This window comes from Siphonobacter sp. BAB-5405 (genome assembly GCF_002872335.1).
In the GTDB taxonomy this organism is placed as follows: Bacteria; Bacteroidota; Bacteroidia; order Cytophagales; family Spirosomataceae; genus Siphonobacter.
This window is the reverse complement of the sequence record NZ_NJAG01000049.1, coordinates 1-18,123: the sequence shown is the minus strand read 5'-3', so window position 1 is coordinate 18,123 and position 18,123 is coordinate 1. Positions and strand designations below refer to the sequence as shown.

Genomic DNA, 18,123 nt, shown 5'->3' with positions numbered 1-18,123 from the left:
GTCTGGAACAACGCTGGATGGGCGAGCCGGGACACAAGAGTCAGTCCGGTATGGAAAGCTGGGAATATGCCAGCCGAATTCGCTACCAGCTGGAGATACAATATCCTTTGCAAGGCAAGACGCTGGAAGATCAGGAGTTTTATCTCACTGCTCTGGATGAACTGTTTCTAAATCTTGGTCAGGATGACAATGTCTACAACCAAAATCGATTGCTGGGTGGACTAGGTTATCAGTTCACCAAAGATTTTCAAGTTGAATTGGGTTATTTACATCAGATTTCACGGCATACCGATCCGGATCCGGTTAGCCAACGGCCCGTCTATGAAATCAATCGTGGTTTCCGGTTAACGCTCCAATACAATTTAAACTTTGCTAAAACGCAATTGGAAAACAAATAATACCTAACTCATTAGTTTAAAAATTCATTTAATATACTTTTTGTAATTACTCACTCTTCATACTCCGTCAACAACGTATAACCCCTATCTTATAGCAAGATTGTACAACAAATACTAGTTTCGACTCCATTATCAATCTAAATGATAGCTCACCCCATCCGATGGGACAATCACGCCAGTTAATGCTAAGAGCACTTAGCAAATAGCGGGTCTACTCTGTCGAAACCCGGTCGATGAATAGCCCATTTTCTAGCAGCATTCAGACGTATACAGATACATTTCTACGCATAGTTTCATTTTATTTATAAATTTTTTAATTATTTGACTTAAAAAGGTTGACAACGTATAGGAAAAAAAATACCTTTGTTCACGCACTTATAAACTCCTCTATGATGAACCTATGTACAATTTTATCTTACGACGTTTGTAATTCCGTTACCAGACTATCTTTGTTTTAGCCCGTCCATTTCTGCTTGTATTGAACGATTTGTCGTTGTGTTTCTAACGTAAAAACCTTAGTTAATTCCGCTTTGAAACGGGCTCTTGAAGAGTGTATTCCATTCTGACGAATCGATTTGTTTTCCGTAGTCATTCAAGCTAACTACGCCCGCATTTACTTGATATATATATCCGATTTAAGACGAATGCGTACTGCTCCGTTCGGCTTAAACAGACCTGTCATTACCTTCTATTTTTCGCACCTGGCTGTCCGCATTACCCTTAACTAGTTCATTTTTTAACGTTCACAAATCGTTTTTCTTAACCTCAATGCCGTACCAGCGGCGAGAACCCGTATGATTAAACCCCTACTTTTTCAAGTCAGGAGGCTATTCAAGGTGAGCCTGAGTCCTATTCTCATGGCCAGCATCTGCTTGACGACCGGTTACGCGGCAAGCAATCGGCCGGGCACCCTGAAAACCTTCGTTGTGGACCGACTGATTACCGGTAAAGTCACCGACGAAAATAATGCTCCGTTACCAGGGGTCAGCGTTATTTTAAAAGGTACCCAACGCGGTACGGTGACCGACGCCGAAGGCCAATTCCGTCTGGAAATTCCCGAATCGGGAGCTACCCTGACGTTCTCTTCCGTTGGTTTTACCCCTCAGGAACTCGTCGTAGGTACTCAGACGAACCTGACGGTTTCCATGAAATCAGACGATAAAGTGCTGGATGAAGTGGTAGTCGTGGGGTATGGTACCGCCCGTAAATCTGACCTGACAGGCTCCGTCGGTTCGGTCAAGGAAGCTCAGTTGCTGGAGCGTCCGGCTCCTTCGCTTAACCAGACTTTATCGGGCAAAGTCTCTGGGGTTCAGGTAAATACCAATTCCGGACGTCCCGGTGGCCGCACAACGGTCCGGATTCGGGGTTTCAGCTCCATCAACTCCTCCAACAACCCGCTATATGTCGTCGATGGCGTTATGCTGCCGCAGGGAAATCAGTCGCAGTTTAGCTCCGCGATTGACTACATCAACCCGAACGACATCGTATCCGTTGAAGTCCTGAAAGATGCTTCCTCAACGGCTATTTACGGAGCCCGGGGTGCCAACGGGGTAATTCTGGTTACGACCCGCAAAGGGAAATCCGGTGAAGGTCAGGTATCTTACAACGCCGATTTCAGCGTGAATACGATTGGTCCCAATAAACCGAAAGTACTCAATGCCCGGGAATACCTGGCCGTTGAAGACCTGGCGTACGCGAACATGGCCAAGTACGATCCCGTGGGCTGGGCCGAGGGGAAATGGAGTTACCTCAATCCCAAGCTTCGTCGCACGGATCCCCGCATTTTTGACAGCAACGGAAATCCGTTGTACGACACCGACTGGTTCAAGGAAGCTACGCAGAATAAATTGTCCCAGAACCACCAGCTGGGTTTCAGCGGCGGTAGTGAGCGAACTCAGTACTCGGTCTCACTCGGCTATCGGGACGATCAGGGTTTGATTAAAACCTCGTATCTGAAACGATATTCCGGACGTTTAACCATCGACGATCAGGTAAAAAACTGGCTCAAAATTGGTGGTACGCTTAGCTATAACAACCAGTCCGAAAACCTGGTCGATATCAACGATGCCGTTCCGCGTCAGATGGTGGAAGATTTCCCCTTCCTGCCCGTGAAGTACGCCGATGGTACGTATGCCAACAACCGGGATTATCCCTACGCGGAAGGTTCCATGAGTTCCGTCCACCGGCTGATGGGTCGTAAATACGTGCTCAACACGCAGACGACGCTGGGTAGTCTGTACTCCAACATTAAATTCATGGAAGGGCTGGAGATGCGTACGGTACTCGGGGTGAACGTACTGACGCAGGAAATCAACGAATCCAGCACGCGTACGCTCGAAATCGGAGCCCAGGGTACTGCCGCAGGCCGGAACCGGAAAGAAAGTTTCTGGTCCCTGGAAAATTACCTGACGTACAACAAGCAGTTCAACGAAAACCACTCCCTGAATGCAGTATTGGGTATCTCCTGGCAGGAAACGAACTTCTTCCGGATCGGAGCAACGATTCAGGGCTTCTCAACCGATTATTTTGGTTACAATAACCTCGGAGCCGGTTCTCGGCAGCCGACGGTTGAATCGGAAGCATCACGGAATGCCTTTAATTCGTACTTCGGCCGGATCAACTACGGCTTCATGGACAAATACCTGTTCACTTTTACGGGTCGGGCCGATGGTTCATCGAAATTCGGAGCAAACCACAAATTTGCCTTCTTCCCCTCGGCTGCCTTCGCCTGGCGGGTGTCTGAAGAGCAATTCCTGAAATCCAACACGATTCTTTCCAATCTGAAACTGCGGACGAGCTTCGGGATGACGGGTAACTCCGAAATTCCGCCCTATACTTCGCTGTCGCTGCTGAGTGCCAACTTCGCTACGGTGTTCAACGATGCCCGGGCGGGTGGTACGGGTATCAGCCGTCTGGCTAACCCCGACCTTCGCTGGGAAAAAACGGCTCAGTCGGACATTGGTCTGGAAATAGGTTTACTTAAAAACCGGATCAATATGGAACTGGACTTCTACTACCGGAAAACCACCGATATGTTGCTGGATGCTCCCGTACCCCGCACAAGCGGTTACGCCACCATACGCCGAAACGTAGGTTCGATGGAAAACAAGGGTCTGGAATTCAGCGTCAACACGGTGAACATCGAAAAGACCAACTTCTCCTGGAATACGTCCTTCAATATTTCGCTGAACAAAAACAAGGTGCTCTCACTGGCTACCCCTTCGGACATTTTTGGCGTAGGTGGTCCGAACTTCACCAACCAGACGAACATCATCCGGATTGGCGAACCCGTGGGTTCCTTCTGGGGTCTGACCCGTCTGGGTACCTGGAGCGAGGCTGAACGCGAAGAAGCCGCCAAGTTTACCAGCTATCGGAACGGTCTGACCATTCTGCCTGGTGATATCAAGTATGAAGACGTAAACGGCGACAAAGCCATTACGGACGCTGACCGTAAAATCATCGGTAACGGTAGCCCGAAAGGATGGGGTGCCATGACGAACTCCTTCCGCTATAAAAGCTTCGACTTCACGCTGGAATTACAGTATATGTTTGGCAACGACGTGATGTTAATGAACCTCCACGCCAGCGAGGACCGTCAGGCCATTGCCAACAGCTACCGTACGGTACTCGATGCCTGGAGACCTGATCACCAAAACACACCAATTGCCGAAATTCGGGAAACGCGTGCGGGTTACGTAACAACGTAGATAGCCACTGGATCAAGGATGGATCATTCCTGCGGGGCCGTAATGCCCTGTTGGGTTATACCTTCCCAGCTTCGGTAACGAGCAAGCTGAAACTCAGCCGCCTGCGGATTTATACCTCGGCTCAGAACTTCTTCCTGCTGGTGAAAGATCCCGTCATTGGCGATCCGGAAGTAACGCCGACCAACCAAGGTGACAACAGCAGTGCCTTTACGCAGGGTATGATCTGGCACAACTATCCCAAACCGACGACGTATATGGTGGGCTTACAGGTAGGTTTTTAAGGATTCCATGGTATCAACATTGTTACAAATGAAACTTCATAGATTCAAATCCATTGGTCAGGTGGCTCTTCTTAGTGCCGTATTACTGGCCCCAACGGGGTGTAAAAGTTTCCTGGAAGAAGAAGCTCCCTCAAGTTTATCCCCCGATATTTTTTATACGTTACCGGATCACGCGACGGCTGGTCTGAATGCGGTTTACGCCGACCTTCGCTTTATGGGTGAAAGTGCGGGTATCTTCTCCTCTAACTGGCAATTGCTCGAAGCTCTGACGGGTACCGCCACGACGGAAACAGCTCAAAACTCGGACTTGAATAACCTTTACGGGTTGATTCACGACGGAAATACGGCCCACGTCGTCAACTACTGGAATGGCCTGTACCGGGTGATTGCTCAGGCTAATCAGGTACTCGACAAAGTTCCCGGTATTACGATGGACGAAGCTCAGAAAACCCGAGTGCTCGGCGAAACCCGTTTTTTACGGGCCTGGGCGTACTTCACTGCGGTACGGCTTTGGGGTGACATTCCGCTCATTACCAAACCACAGACCATTAACTCTGAAGACTTCCGTCCGAGCCGTACGCCGCAGGAGCAGATTTACAACCTGATTATCGAAGACTTGAAGTACGCAGAATCGGCCGGACTTCCCTGGATGGATCCGACCGGTCACGTAAACCAGGCAGCGGTTAAAACCCAGCTAGCTAAGGTATATCTGACTATGGCTGGATTTCCGCTTCGGAAGGGGGCTACGCATTACAAGCTAGCCGCCGATAAGGCTCTGGAAGTGATCACCTACGCCAAGGCTAACCCCTCAACGATCAATCTGTTTTCTACCTACGGAGAAATTCACCAGGAAGGACTGAAGAACCGGACGGAGCATTTGTTCATGCTTCAGTACAATGCCGTTGTAGCCAGTAACCCTATGGATAACTACTATCCAAACTTCAAACCCGTGACCTACAATGGTCCTTCGGGTACGGGTAGTACGGTTCCTACGGCTTCCTTCTACGCCTCCTACGAAACAGGCGATTTGCGGGCCAAAGACCGTGAAGGTTACTTCTTTACCAACTACTACACCAACGGTAGCGGTGCTCTGTTCTCGCTGGGTGCTCCCTACGTGTTCAAGCACTTCAACACCACAGCAAACGGAACGCAGGGCGTACCGGGTACGCGGCAGAACAACCTGAACGTACCCCAGATTCGCTACGCCGAAACGCTGCTCATCTACGCTGAAGCTCAGAACGAAGTGGGCGGCCCTAACCAGGAAGCCTACGATGCTCTGAAACGCATCCGCGACCGGGCTAAGTTAACTACGCCGGCATTGGGTACGTTCTCAGCCAATAGCTTCCGGGAAGCCGTATGGCGGGAACGCTGGTACGAATTCTGCTACGAGGGTATCACCTGGTTTGATATGGTTCGCCTCCGCAAAGTGTTCAACGAAAAGACGAAAGGTTTCGATGATTTTGTGGGTCACGTAAACCTGAATTCCAACCGACCCTTGCAGGAGAAGCACCTGTTACTGCCCCTGCCGCGTCAGGAAATGCTGAACAACCCGAATCTGCGGCCTCAAAACCCGAATTATCCGGGCGTTTAGTACCGTAATTCATTTTCATGAAAAAGCCTCGATTCCCACCGGAGTCGGGGCTTTTTTTCAGGGATACGGCTATTTCTACTTTTACTAACTGTAGTACCTGATCTTTTTTGAAACCAATCTTTCCAAATGCATACTTCTGAGCGACAATACTGATTCATTCCCCACTGGAGCTAAACCTGAGCTTTTTAGCAAAGTCACTTTGAGCTTTTTAACAAAGCAGCCCCTACGCCAGACCGCGAATTTTGTAATCGAAACCATAAACAGACATTCGCTATGAAAAAGGTTTGGTTCATTACCGGAAGTTCCCGTGGCTTAGGTCGTCAGTTAACCGAAGCCGTACTGGCTCAGGGGGATCGGGTGGCCGCTACAGCTCGTCAACCCGAATCCTTGCAGGCTCTCAAGAATCAGTATCCCGATCAACTGGAACTCCTGACGCTGGACGTTACGAATCTGGAACAAATTCAAACCGCCGTAACGCTTACCGTGGAACGATTGGGTCGCATCGACGTACTGGTCAATAATGCGGGGTTTGGGATTATCGGTGCCGCCGAAGCGTTCACGGAAGAGCAGGTACGTAGCCAGCTCGAAACGAATTTGTACGCTCCCATTGCCATCACGCGGGCTGTACTGCCCGTGATGCGGAAGCAACGCAGTGGCCGCATTCTGCAAATTAGCTCCGTAGGAGGTCGCGTGGGTGCCGCTGGGTTGACCATGTATCAGGCCGCTAAGTTTGGACTGGGTGGTTTTACCGAAGCCCTCGTCAATGAAGTAGCTCCGCTCGGGATACAAGTGACGTCCGTTGAACCCGGTGGCTTTCGTACGGATTGGGCTGGAGCTTCCATGACCTACGCCACTCCGGTTGAAGGGTACGAAACCAGCGTAGGCCAGCGTGCCGATTATTTCGCCAGTGGTCAATACCTCCCCATGGGCGATCCGGCCAAAGCGGCTCAGGTCCTGATTGATCTGGTGAACCATCCGGAACCTCCGATACATTTAATTCTGGGAAGTGAAGCTGCCAGCATTTTACAGGAAGCTGACGCCCGCCGGAAGGCTGAGTTTGAAGCCTGGCTACCCGTTTCCGTTTCCACGGATCACGACGATTCAGAGAATTTTCTGGATAGCGAACTGGGCCAGACGTATTTGAAAGGGTAAGCGTAAGGGTTGGCATTTAAAGTACACTGCTGCCGAAGATCCTTTCGCAAACGGATTTCTATCGAACCTTCTTACATGTAACTTGTTGCGTACACACGTACGCAGCAAGTTTTTTGATTCAGCCATGTCCGAAGTACTACCCAATTCCCGCATTATCTATTCCTGCTACTACAACGTCAGTCGGGACGGGGAGCAGTTTATCCCCGAACACGTATTCAGCTATCAGATTTCCGGTTCACTAACGGTTAATGACGGCTTGCGGGTGTACGAGTTTAAGCCTGGCGATTTCCGTTTCAGCCGCCGTAATCAATTGGCGAAATTCGTGAAGCATCCGCCCGTAGGAGGGGAGTTCACTTCCATTTCTGTTTTCCTCGATCAAAAAACGTTAGTAAACCTAAGTCAGCAATACGGATATACCGCTCAGAAACGACCCCTGCGAGCTCCAGCGGTCATTCCTCTATCGCCGCACCCGCTGTACCAGGGATACATGGATTCCCTGATGCCCTACCTACCCTTACCCGGAACGACGGACGATCCACTGTTTGCTTTAAAAGTTAAAGAAGCAGTGCTGCTGCTATTGCGTACTGAACCTGAGTTAAAGGACATTCTGTTCGATTTCGCCGAACCGGGTAAGCTCGATCTGGAAGAGTTTATGATGCAGCACTACCCGTTTAATGTCAGTCTGAATCGATTTGCGTATTTGAGTGGCCGTAGTCTGGCTACATTCAAACGCGATTTTGAGAAAATTTTTCATCTGTCGCCGCATCGCTGGCTCTTAAATAAACGCTTGCAGGATGCTTATTTCCTGATTAAAGAAAAAGGAAGAAAACCATCGGAGGTTTATCTGGAAGTAGGCTTCGAAGATCTTTCCCATTTTTCCTTCGCTTTTAAAAAAGCCTTTGGTCAGGCCCCTTCATTAGTATAAGCGGGGTATTGTTTGAATTTTACAAGTATGCCTTTGTTTTTCGTAAGTCTCAATACTCGATATACCGTACTTTTGCTACTGTATATCAACCCAAGGGATTTGAACTAAACACCCGCGAAGCGTATGGCAACGATTGAAACCTTAGAAGATTTTTATCAAACTAAATTCAATGAGCAGCCCCCCAATCTTCAACAGAATTTGGGGCATTTCAACGTATTTCGGCTGGAAGACTGCCATGGCCCGCACGGTGCCCCGGTGAAATACACCCGTCGGGATTTCTACAAAATCAGTCTGATTCGGGAAAGAACGTCTTTCACTACGCCGATAAAAGTCTGGAAGTAGAAGGGCCGACCCTTATGTTTTTAATCCCAAAGTACCCTACACTTGGGAGTCGCGTTCGGAAGATTATACGGGCTTTTTCTGCATTTTCAAGGATGCTTTTTTCACGGAAAAAATGCGGGACCCTTTATCCGAAATGCCCATGTTCGCCAGCGGCGGTAAACCAGCTTTCATTTTGCCGGAAGCTCAGGAACAGCAGGTGAGTGCTTTATTCGAAAAAATGCTCGCTGAAATGCAGTCGGACTACCGGTTTAAATACGATCTGCTTCGCAATTACGTCATCGAGCTGATTCACGTAGCTCTAAAAGTCCAGCCCTCGCAAACGCTCTACCAGCATCCGGATGCGAATGCCCGCATTACAGCGATTTTCTCTGAGCTATTGGAAAGACAGTTTCCCATTGAAACGCCTTCGCAACGATTCAAGCTGCGGTCGGCCAAGGATTTTGCCGAGCACTTAGCCGTACACGTTAACCACCTCAATCGAGCCATTCGGCAGACCACGGGAAAAACAACGACCGATCACATTACCGAACGACTGACCAGCGAAGCCAAGGCCCTGCTCAAACATACCAACTGGAATATTGCCGAAATCAGCTATTGCCTGGGTTTTGAGGAACCTTCGCACTTTAATAATTTCTTCAAAAAACACGTATCCTTAACGCCTTCAGCGTACCGTTATCTCTAACGATTACAGACGAGCAAATTTCCGGACTGGCACCTAAATTCTGGAATCTCGTGTAACTCTTTCACTATACGTTAATTATTCTTCGAGATTACTAAAATTTAAACCTCCGAGTTCAAATTTGGGTTTTACCTTCGCACGTCGCAGCCACTGATTTATTCTTACAGTCCTGACTGGCCTGTATCCATTAAGCTTTTATGATCTGGTACGAAGAAGAAGTAAAACAATTAAAACAACGAATTAACCCGGCTCAACTAAACCGTACTGTCTTTTACGGTAGTTCCTCCATTCGTTTATGGTCAACGCTGGCTCAGGATTTTCCTGATACGCCCGTTCTCAATCTTGGCTTTGGCGGCTCAACCCTGGCGGCCTGCTCCTGGTATTTTGAAGAGTTGGTCGTGCCGAGTAAGCCTCGGGCGATCGTTTTTTACGCGGGCGACAATGACCTCGGTGATCAACGACATCCCGAAGAGGTATACCTGTTCTTTTGTACGCTGGTCGAACGTATGAAAAAGAATTTACCCGATGTTCCGCTCGTCTACGTATCCATCAAGCCCAGTCTGGCCCGTTGGGATCTGATTGAGAAAATCAAGTATACCAACGCACTCATTGCCGAAAAAATCAAACAAACCCCCGGATTCAAGTTTCTGGATCTGACGCAGGCCATGCTGGGAGCGAACCACCGGCCCCGACCCGAACTATTCGAAGCGGACGGTTTACACCTTAGCCCGGCGGGTTATCAGGTCTGGACGAAGCTGCTTCGGCCTTATGTAGAGAAATTTTAATGATTTATTCATACCAGCGATACGACCAGATTTAGAAATCATTGAGAACTTAGGGGCTTTTCCTGTCATCCTTACCTATGCTTCGTAACCCACACGGCTGGTATAGTCCAGTGCTAGAGCGACACATGGATTTACTCGTCTACGGCCACGCCGGGGCTCGCGTTTTGATCTTTCCAACCCGTCGGGGTCGGTTTTACGAATACGAGAAACTGGGTCTGGTCGAGGCTCTTCGGGATAAAATCGAACAAGGGTGGCTACAACTCATCTGCGTCGATTCGATTGACGCCGAAAGCCTGTACAGCGAGAGTATTCCACCCGCCGAGCGTATTCAGCGGCACATTGCCTACGAAGCGTACATTTTACAGGAAGTACTGCCTTTTTCGGAGAAACTGAATCCGGGTTCTTTTCTGATTTCCCACGGTTGTAGTTTCGGAGCTTTTCACGCCGTGAATATTGCCCTTCGGCATCCCGAGCAGTTTGGTAAAGTGGTGGCCTTCAGTGGCCGCTACAACCTTGCGGTTCCTACCTCCGAGTTCCGTGGACTATTCGACGATTACTACGACGAAAACATCTATTACCATACCCCCAATCACTTTCTACCTAACCTGCACGACGAGCAATTACTAGCCAAAATCCGTCAGCTGGAATTTGTCATCGTCATTGGTAGCGACGATCCCTTCCTGGAAAGTAATTTCCAGCTCGAACGCGATCTGACCCACAAAGGCATTGCTCACGAATTCTACGTTTGGGAGGGCCGGGCTCACCAGGCCGATGCCTGGCAAAAGATGGTAGATATCTATCTGTAGCGGGCCATTGGCTTTGCCATTCTCAGTACGTTTATCCAATCTTCTACGGAATGCTCATTCGGTGCTATCTTTAGGCTTGTAGTAATCCGAATCCTGTCACTTGGTCTATCGGCTCCGTACGGTGATTCCGTTCTCTGAACCGCGACGCCCCTTCTTCTTTTTTCTTCTCGTCTCAATAGTAGGGTAGACCTGACCTTGCTTTCAATCGCGTATTCCTTTCAGAACAGATTAAAACAATCTCTGAAGCACTTTTCCTGGATTCAGGTTGTGAGTGTTCGTTTTCCGGCCTTACACCCCGATTCAGAAAGGATTTAGAATCAGCACGCTAGCTATAATTATAATTTTTATTTGGACTCATTATAAATAGATACGTACTTTGGCTCCTGAAACGAAGAAAAGCGGCCGCTGATCATCTTTTTTCCTGTACGCAAACAAGCCCTATTCACTGTTATCTACCGAATATTGTATGAAATTAAAAGCTACGCTATTATCGCTGGCTCTGTGTCTAAGCCTCAGCAGTGCATTCGCTCACGCCCTTTGGTTGCAAACGCCCGCCGTTGGAAAAAAAGGTCAGGCTCAGACCGTCAAAATCAGCTACGCTGAGCCGGGTGAAACGCCGGAAAAAGTAGCGGACTGGTATTCCGACGTCAAAGAATTTAGTCTCTGGCTGATTGCTCCCGATCAGACCAAAACCAAACTTTCGGTTAACCCCGGTGACAATCATTTCACAGCTACGTTCACCCCAACGCAGGACGGTGTGTATACGCTGGCCGTTGGTCACGAAGCCAAAGAACTGGGTGGCACTACCAAATACCAGTTTAACGCAACGGCTACCGTCACGGTTGGTAAAGCCAGCGGCAAGTCTGCTACTCCCAACGAACTGACTGTAGCCTTGGCTCAGGGCAAGCCCTTCAAAGTAGGCAAGCCGGTTTCACTGGAAAGTGTATTTAAAAATACGCCTTCCGAGAAAATCTATATCTCCGTTCATTCGCCCAGCGGCTGGAGCCGTCAGGTAGTGACGAACGCTCAGGGTGTAGCCGAGTTTACGCCGCTATGGCCGGGAACGTACTACGTGGAAGGTTCTAAAACGGAAAAGGAGCAGGGTCAACTGCAGGGCAAAGACTATAAATCGGTTTGGCGTTGTGCAACGCTCACCTTTGATGTCGCTCCCTAAGCCTCTTATGATATGTTTAGCGGCAGGTCATTGAAAAGATGGCCTGCCGCTTTTTTCCCTGGTAACAGATGCATAGTATTAACCATCGGATTGACGCGTACTGCATGGAACGGGGCATCCGGAAGTCTATTAAACGAAATCAGGTAGCTACGGTACTCGAACGGATCCACGAAAGCATGGATGCCGAACAGGTCTGGTTACTACTTAAGAAAAACCATTTTCAAATCAGCATTGGTGCGGTATACCAGGCCCTGAACTGGCTCGTCGAACATGGCTTTGTCGAGAAACAGATTCAGTCCGATCGTAAGTTTATCTACCAGCTTTCTTCCAGCGAATTAAATACGTCTTCTGTCTCTGGAAATGAACATTCTTTATGAGTACTTCTAGTAAGACTATTTCTGTAACCGTATGCTTTCTTGGATGTATTACACTAAAAATAGTTGACAGTTCTGGATTAAGTCATAGCATTTCAACCCTTATATTTATAATCAGTAAAATGTGATCCCTGGAAATTAGTAGTCCTGCTGATAAAAAATCGTGATATGAAAATGCCTCTTATTTCAATAGAAAATGTCAACAAATTAAGAAGAGGATATGCTCACACCTTAAGGAAGGTACCGGGAGCTAATCATTCAATCGAACATGTGAATTTGGTTTTCCCATTTACCTATCTTCTTCATTATCTTGCAATCATAAGCTTTATTTTTGGCAATTATATTCAATTTAATAAAGAAAGCCGAGGTCAGGCTAATTCATTCATTGTCTTTGGTATTGTCCTGTTTATCATTGCTATTTATTATGTATTTGCCAAATACTATCTTTTTAAAGGAGTGTCAGATGAAGAAGTCGACGCTAATAGTGAGACCAGAAGACAGGATATGAAGTTTTATATAAAAACCATGCTTTGGGGTTTCGGTAGTTTTATATGTATTGGTATTTATTTTAGTATTCTTTCAAAATTTTATGAATAACAAAGGCTAACGTAACTTTAACTACCCCAGCAAATCAATCTTCTGTTTTAATTACTGCAACAAATCAGGTAGTGTATCTTTTTATACCCCAGCTGCCACTGAAACACGACGTAATGCTGCCTTCAGACCTTGCTAATGAAGGGCGTTGATACCTTCCTGCTAATTAGACAAACGAAAGAAACCTTTCGTTGCCAATCGTTTAGTAGGGTAACAAGTGAGGAAATTACCCGTTCTGATTACGCTATAAAAAAAGCAGTACTTCGAGCAGTTCGAAGTACTGATGCATTTCAACGGCCTTAGCAACAGATCTTTTTCTGAATTCTTTCGCTTGCCTCATTCGAGTTTTTGCACATCCATTCCCTCACGCAGGCGTTAGATTTCTGCTAGTATGATCCGTACTAAAAGCTTGGTATCGAGTCTTTTTGACCTTTCGCTAACGAACGCAGGTACGTAATACCTGCGGTACCTGAAAGAAGAGAAGCCAGCAGAATACCATATTTGGCGGCATCTACATGTTCGGCATCCGAGAAGGCTAAGTTGGACACAAAAAGGGACATGGTAAAGCCAACGCCGGCTAGTAATGCTACCCCTGTCACGTGCTTCCAGTTCACCAGAGCTGGTAAATCGGCTAGCTTGAGCCTGACCATTAGATACGTGAAACCAAATACGCCAATTAATTTCCCCAGTACCAGACCCACACCTACGCCAGCACTCACGGGGTTTATTAGCTCTGAAAAGAAGTTACTGCCAATGTGCATGCCCGCATTAGCGAGAGCAAACAGAGGCATGATGAGAAAGGCTACGTAAGGATGCAGCGTATGTTCAATTTTTTGCAGCGGCGTCTGGGCGTCTAAACTTAGTCCCTTTATTTCTTCAATAATCTCGTGCTGATCGGCAGTCATCAAAGGTCCGTGCAAGGGAATAGCTACTTCAAAGTGTTTAACGCGGGATTTAATTTGTTGTAAATACTCCTGCTCATTGATTCGCGTGCGGGCCGGGATCGTAAAGGCTACGAGTACGCCGGCAATGGTAGCGTGAACGCCCGAAAACAGAAAACAGCCCCAAACAACAATCCCCAGAATCAAGTAAAAGAGACTACGCCGGATACCGAGTAGATTTCCCGCCAGCAGAACTCCCAGAAAACCGAAGCCAATCAGGAGAAACCCGAAGTCGATTTTAGCCGTATAGAAGAACGCAATGACCAGCACGGCTCCCAAATCATCGGCTACCGCTAAGGCAGATAAGAATACTTTCACCGAAGACGGAATATGATTACCCGATAAGGACAGCAGCCCCAGGGCAAAAGCAATGTCAGTGGCCATAGGGATGCCCCAGCCGTGAAGCGAGGGCAGACCGTAGTTAAACAACACATAAATTAAGGCGGGCACGAGCATGCCGCCCAGAGCGGCCACCATCGGCAGAGACGCTTTTTTTAAGGTAGAAAGCTCACCCGCCATAAACTCACGCTTGAGCTCCAGACCAATGACAAAGAAAAAGATGGCCATCAGTCCATCATTGATCCAGATGTGCAGGGGATAATTAAAAGAAAAAGCACCGAAGCTTAGTGCAAAGGGCGTTTCCCAGGTATGATGATAGGATTCCGCCCCCGGCGAATTAGCCCAGATCAAAGCGGCTATTACACTCAGAAACAAAACGATGCCGCTGGTGTACTCCTGATGAATGAACGTACTTACGGGCTGAATGAACCTATCAATAGGGGCTTTACTCATGGATTAGTGGTAATGAATTGTAGTAATGGATAACTCTGGAGCGGGTCTGCTGGTTATGCCCTGACATTTAAAATTTCAGCTTTCCTGAAGCGAAGGTAACAAGGGACTGACAAAGCCAGACTTCTACCGAAAGACATTGAATCGTAATTAGAAAAAAATAATGGGTTGCCTTTCACTTTTTGCGTAAGCCCTCTAACCTTTCCATTTCTTACTTCGCTTCTTTGAAATACCAGGGCATTTTCCGGTTTCAGGCGACTACTCCAGCAGCTGTTACGCCGGTAAAACCGAATACGATACGCGTAATGTATGCCCGGATGAGGAGACGTCATTCACTGGCTGAGCGAAAACGCCTGGAAAAGTGGCTGCTTAGCCGGGTCAAAAGTAAAACTATTCAACTCATGGTCGGCTATCGAAAAAGATACCCTTTCTTCGTGATACGCCGAGTATGAGGTATTGAAAGAACAAAGCGTATCAAAACAAGTTCTTTGTATATCAACTCCTAAGCATATAAAACTATTCACCCATGAGCAGGCTGTCCTCATTTTTAGCTCAGACTACCTTTCACAAAGGGATTATTCTGCCTAGTTTACTCTTTATCTTGTTTGTTACGTTCGTTTCCAGCTTTTTCCCGGATTCAACGGCCTCCATTTTAGGGCAAATTCAGGACTGGATCTTTATTAACCTGAACTGGGTCTATGTCTGGTCGGTTACTTTATTTGTCTTTTTTCTGCTGGCTCTCGTCGTTAGTAAATATGGCTCGATCACCCTGGGAGATGATGACGTGGTGCCCGAATACTCATTCTTTTCCTGGATATCCATGCTTTTCGCCGCTGGCATGGGCATTGGTCTGATGTATTTTAGCGTTTCAGAACCCCTTGCCCATTTCTCTGACCCAACGTTTGCAGAGTATAGCGAAATAAAACGGGCCAAGGACGCTCAACTGTACACGTTTTTTCACTGGGGTATTCATGCCTGGGCCATTTATGGTGTTGTGGGCTTATCACTGGCTTACTTTACCTATCGCTATAAGTTACCGCTCTCGCTTCGAAGCTGCTTTTATCCGATTCTTAAAAACCGGATTAATGGCGTGGCAGGTAATGCTATTGACACGTTTGCTTTGTGCAGCACCTTTTTTGGCATTACAACTACCTTAGGCTTTGGAGTCATTCAGCTTAATGCAGGGTTGGTCGAACTAGGCATCATTCCGGAAAAAAGTTTTAGTTATCAGGTGGCGATCGTTATTGCGATTATGACGATTTCCATTTTGTCAGCTACCTCAGGCGTCAACAAAGGCGTCAAATTTTTGAGTCAGCTCAACATCTTCAGTGCAGTACTCCTGATGCTCTTTATTCTGATTGCAGGTCCGACCGTATTTTTGCTCGGTTCTTTATCGGAAGGAGTGGGGGATTATTTAAACCAGTTTTTAAGCCTCACCTTCAATACGCACGCCTACGAGCCTTCGGTTCAACCCTGGTATTTCAGATGGACCATTCTGTACTGGGCCTGGTGGATTTCGTGGTCACCCTACGTAGGTCTGTTCATTGCACAAATATCCAAAGGCCGGACGATCCGTGAATTTATCATTGCCGTGCTACTGATTCCGACCGCCTTCAATTTTCTGTGGATGACCGTATTCGGAAATAGTGCTACCTGGCTGGATCGCAATGTGGCAAACGGATCGCTAACGGCTATCGTAAGCAAGACCGACGAGCTACTTTTTCAATTCCTAAACTATTTTCCAGCCAGTGGACTCACCAGTAGTCTGGCGGTCTTCCTCATTTTTGTCTTCTTTGTCACCTCAGCGGACTCGGGCATCTTCGTAATGAACAGTATTTCAACGGCCAATGCAGCCCGGTCCCCCAAATGGCAACTGGTGGCCTGGGGCATATTACTGGCACTGGTGGCTTTGGTATTGCTAAATGCGGGGGGCCTGCAATCCCTGCAAACCATGACCTTGATTACGGCATTGCCTTTTTCAATAGTCATGCTCCTGTTTTGTTACAGTTTATTTCAGGGACTACTGGTAGACAGCTATTATTATTCGAAATCCTTTTCTCCGTCCGCTCGCAACTGGTCGGGTGAATTCTGGAAGCAGCGTTTGCAACGCATCCTTTCCTTTAAAGATCAATCTTACGTGGAGACCTTCATTGAGCAAACGGTAGAGCCCGCTTTACAGGAACTGGCTTCTGAATTCAACAGCCAGCGAATTTCTACGGCGGTTCATAAAAAGGAAAATCCAAGGGAGATTGCCCTGACTATCGAGCATGAATCGATTGAAAATTTTACCTACGGCGTACGTACCCAACTGAAGACCATCTCTACCTCGCTAGTTGCTGAAAAAAATATCCCGGGTGGTTCGGGGCACGCAATCCTACATTCCTGAGACTTTTTTTGGAGATAACCGTCCCGGCTATAATATCGAATACTTCACCGAAAAAGAAGTGATTGCGGACGTACTTAAACAGTATGAACGGTTCCTTGAATTATCTTCGGAAATAAAGAATGAGATCTTTACGGATACTACATTAAGACGTAAAGAGTAATACACAATAGAGGTTCAGTGGATGACTGGAAAAGTAAAGTTTTGTAACGAAACTTTACTTTTCCAGTCATCCTTTACTAGGAATATACATTGTGTTATATAACTTGGATTATGTTAAGTAATAATTTACAAAATTAGATCCGCAACGATTCCTCTCTCCTTCCCCACCCGATTCCGTTACTCCTGTTTCAAAAATTGTGAGTGAATCATAGCTCACGTAAAACTATAAAAACCCATCACCCCTAAAAATCAGAGCGATGGGTTTTGCCAGCACATACGTCAATACGTATTTAATGCTGGATCAGAAGTTTCTGGACACTCTGCGAACCTTGTCCAGCCGTTATCTGCAGAAAATATAATCCAGGCGTTAATTGTGTTACGTCCAGTTCATAATTCGAATCCCTCAGAACAGCCGGTACGTTCGTGTGCTGCCAGGAAGCATTAAACAACTGAACGGTAACCTCCTTACTGACTTGTGGAATTTTTACTACCACTTTGTTATTGGCTGGATTGGGATAAACGCTCACCTGCCCTGCCTGCTGTTGAGCAAGCGGATTGTTTACCGAACGAACGGGTGACGTATGGACTGTTTTATCAAAATCAACCTGACGTAACTGATAGTAGGAAATCCCGCCCAGGGGTTTTTCGTCAACAAACGTGTACGAATGCTTGGTTTGCGTAGTCCCCTGACCTTTCACGCGGCCCAGGGGCAGCCAGTCCTGCAAATTCGTACTCCGCATTACTTCAAAGTAATCATTGTTGATTTCGGTATGCGTGTCCCAGGACACCCGCACTATCTGACCTTCCAATTTGACGTCAAACCGACCCAGCGTTACGGGCAAAGCCTCGCTGACGCTTCCAATCCCAAGAGCCGTGATAGTTGCATTGGCGGGAATGGTCCCACTTAACGTACTGCCTTCCGTTGAACCCGTGGCGGTCTGCCCCAGGTTCACCCACTGCGTACCGTTCCATCCTACCAGTCGCAAATCCGGCGTGGCAGCAAAATCGGTTACATCCGGAATCGAAACGGTCACTGCTCG

14 protein-coding genes and 1 pseudogene are annotated in these 18,123 nt (G+C 47.4%); 13 read left to right on the top strand and 2 right to left on the bottom strand.

Annotated elements, in window-relative coordinates; translation table 11 throughout:
• The 12 genes and pseudogenes from BWI97_RS24440 to BWI97_RS24390 all read left to right on the top strand — a co-directional run.
• Window positions 1-398 (top strand): DUF2490 domain-containing protein (locus BWI97_RS24440; protein ID WP_158242837.1); only part of this gene is annotated, 398 nt, incomplete at its 5' end.
• Window positions 399-1,255: 857 nt separating this feature from the next.
• Window positions 1,256-4,386: pseudogene (locus BWI97_RS24435) on the top strand (SusC/RagA family TonB-linked outer membrane protein).
• Window positions 4,387-4,414: 28 nt separating this feature from the next.
• Window positions 4,415-5,977, top strand: coding sequence for a RagB/SusD family nutrient uptake outer membrane protein (locus tag BWI97_RS24430; protein ID WP_102203181.1), 1,563 nt, complete (start codon window positions 4,415-4,417; stop codon window positions 5,975-5,977).
• A 273-nt stretch (window positions 5,978-6,250) separates the two neighbouring features.
• On the top strand, window positions 6,251-7,129 hold the full coding sequence (locus BWI97_RS24425) for an oxidoreductase (protein WP_102203180.1): 879 nt from the start codon (window positions 6,251-6,253) through the stop codon (window positions 7,127-7,129).
• 124 nt (window positions 7,130-7,253) lie between these two features.
• Window positions 7,254-8,054: an AraC family transcriptional regulator gene (locus BWI97_RS24420; RefSeq protein WP_102203183.1), complete on the top strand. Its 801-nt coding sequence runs from the start codon at window positions 7,254-7,256 to the stop codon at window positions 8,052-8,054.
• Window positions 8,055-8,177: 123 nt separating this feature from the next.
• A complete protein-coding gene (locus BWI97_RS29345) occupies window positions 8,178-8,396 on the top strand; it encodes a hypothetical protein (RefSeq protein WP_369826662.1) in 219 nt (72 codons plus the stop codon).
• Window positions 8,397-8,508: 112 nt separating this feature from the next.
• Window positions 8,509-9,078, top strand: a complete 570-nt coding sequence (locus BWI97_RS29340) for a helix-turn-helix domain-containing protein (protein ID WP_369826661.1) — start codon at window positions 8,509-8,511, stop codon at window positions 9,076-9,078.
• Between the two features lie 194 nt (window positions 9,079-9,272).
• Window positions 9,273-9,860: an SGNH/GDSL hydrolase family protein gene (locus BWI97_RS24410; protein ID WP_094812636.1), complete on the top strand. Its 588-nt coding sequence runs from the start codon at window positions 9,273-9,275 to the stop codon at window positions 9,858-9,860.
• Window positions 9,861-9,937: 77 nt separating this feature from the next.
• Window positions 9,938-10,666, top strand: a complete 729-nt coding sequence (locus tag BWI97_RS24405) for an esterase family protein (protein ID WP_094812633.1) — start codon at window positions 9,938-9,940, stop codon at window positions 10,664-10,666.
• A gap of 466 nt (window positions 10,667-11,132) precedes the next feature.
• On the top strand, window positions 11,133-11,840 hold the full coding sequence (locus tag BWI97_RS24400) for a DUF4198 domain-containing protein (protein ID WP_102203179.1): 708 nt from the start codon (window positions 11,133-11,135) through the stop codon (window positions 11,838-11,840).
• 68 nt (window positions 11,841-11,908) lie between these two features.
• Window positions 11,909-12,217: a transcriptional repressor gene (locus BWI97_RS24395; protein WP_094812629.1), complete on the top strand. Its 309-nt coding sequence runs from the start codon at window positions 11,909-11,911 to the stop codon at window positions 12,215-12,217.
• Window positions 12,218-12,382: 165 nt separating this feature from the next.
• Window positions 12,383-12,811 (top strand): hypothetical protein, encoded by a 429-nt coding sequence (locus BWI97_RS24390; protein WP_102203178.1) that lies wholly within the window; start codon window positions 12,383-12,385, stop codon window positions 12,809-12,811.
• 398 nt (window positions 12,812-13,209) lie between these two features.
• Here BWI97_RS24390 and nhaA read toward each other — a convergent pair whose 3' ends face one another.
• Window positions 13,210-14,541 (bottom strand): Na+/H+ antiporter NhaA, encoded by a 1,332-nt coding sequence (nhaA, locus tag BWI97_RS24385; RefSeq protein ID WP_102203177.1) that lies wholly within the window; start codon window positions 14,539-14,541, stop codon window positions 13,210-13,212.
• A gap of 523 nt (window positions 14,542-15,064) precedes the next feature.
• Between nhaA and BWI97_RS24380 the strand changes: the two genes are divergently transcribed.
• Complete coding sequence (locus BWI97_RS24380; RefSeq protein ID WP_199182092.1) at window positions 15,065-16,924, top strand: BCCT family transporter; 1,860 nt, start codon at window positions 15,065-15,067, stop codon at window positions 16,922-16,924.
• A gap of 449 nt (window positions 16,925-17,373) precedes the next feature.
• Here the strand turns inward: BWI97_RS24380 and BWI97_RS24375 are convergent.
• Window positions 17,374-18,123 (bottom strand): T9SS type A sorting domain-containing protein (locus tag BWI97_RS24375; RefSeq protein WP_146011018.1); only part of this gene is annotated, 750 nt, incomplete at its 5' end.

Excerpts from the sequence above, each read along its gene's own strand:
- BWI97_RS24395 (WP_094812629.1), top strand. The coding sequence starts at position 11,909 with ATGCATAGTATTAACCATCGGATTGACGCGTACTGCATGGAACGGGGC.
- BWI97_RS24420 (WP_102203183.1), top strand. The coding sequence starts at position 7,254 with ATGTCCGAAGTACTACCCAATTCCCGCATTATCTATTCCTGCTACTAC.
- BWI97_RS24380 (WP_199182092.1), top strand. The coding sequence starts at position 15,065 with ATGAGCAGGCTGTCCTCATTTTTAGCTCAGACTACCTTTCACAAAGGG.
- BWI97_RS29345 (WP_369826662.1), top strand. The coding sequence starts at position 8,178 with ATGGCAACGATTGAAACCTTAGAAGATTTTTATCAAACTAAATTCAAT.
- nhaA (WP_102203177.1), bottom strand. The coding sequence starts at position 14,541 with ATGAGTAAAGCCCCTATTGATAGGTTCATTCAGCCCGTAAGTACGTTC.
- BWI97_RS29340 (WP_369826661.1), top strand. The coding sequence starts at position 8,509 with ATGCGGGACCCTTTATCCGAAATGCCCATGTTCGCCAGCGGCGGTAAA.
- BWI97_RS24410 (WP_094812636.1), top strand. The coding sequence starts at position 9,273 with ATGATCTGGTACGAAGAAGAAGTAAAACAATTAAAACAACGAATTAAC.
- BWI97_RS24430 (WP_102203181.1), top strand. The coding sequence starts at position 4,415 with ATGAAACTTCATAGATTCAAATCCATTGGTCAGGTGGCTCTTCTTAGT.
- BWI97_RS24405 (WP_094812633.1), top strand. The coding sequence starts at position 9,938 with ATGCTTCGTAACCCACACGGCTGGTATAGTCCAGTGCTAGAGCGACAC.
- BWI97_RS24390 (WP_102203178.1), top strand. The coding sequence starts at position 12,383 with ATGAAAATGCCTCTTATTTCAATAGAAAATGTCAACAAATTAAGAAGA.
- BWI97_RS24425 (WP_102203180.1), top strand. The coding sequence starts at position 6,251 with ATGAAAAAGGTTTGGTTCATTACCGGAAGTTCCCGTGGCTTAGGTCGT.
- BWI97_RS24400 (WP_102203179.1), top strand. The coding sequence starts at position 11,133 with ATGAAATTAAAAGCTACGCTATTATCGCTGGCTCTGTGTCTAAGCCTC.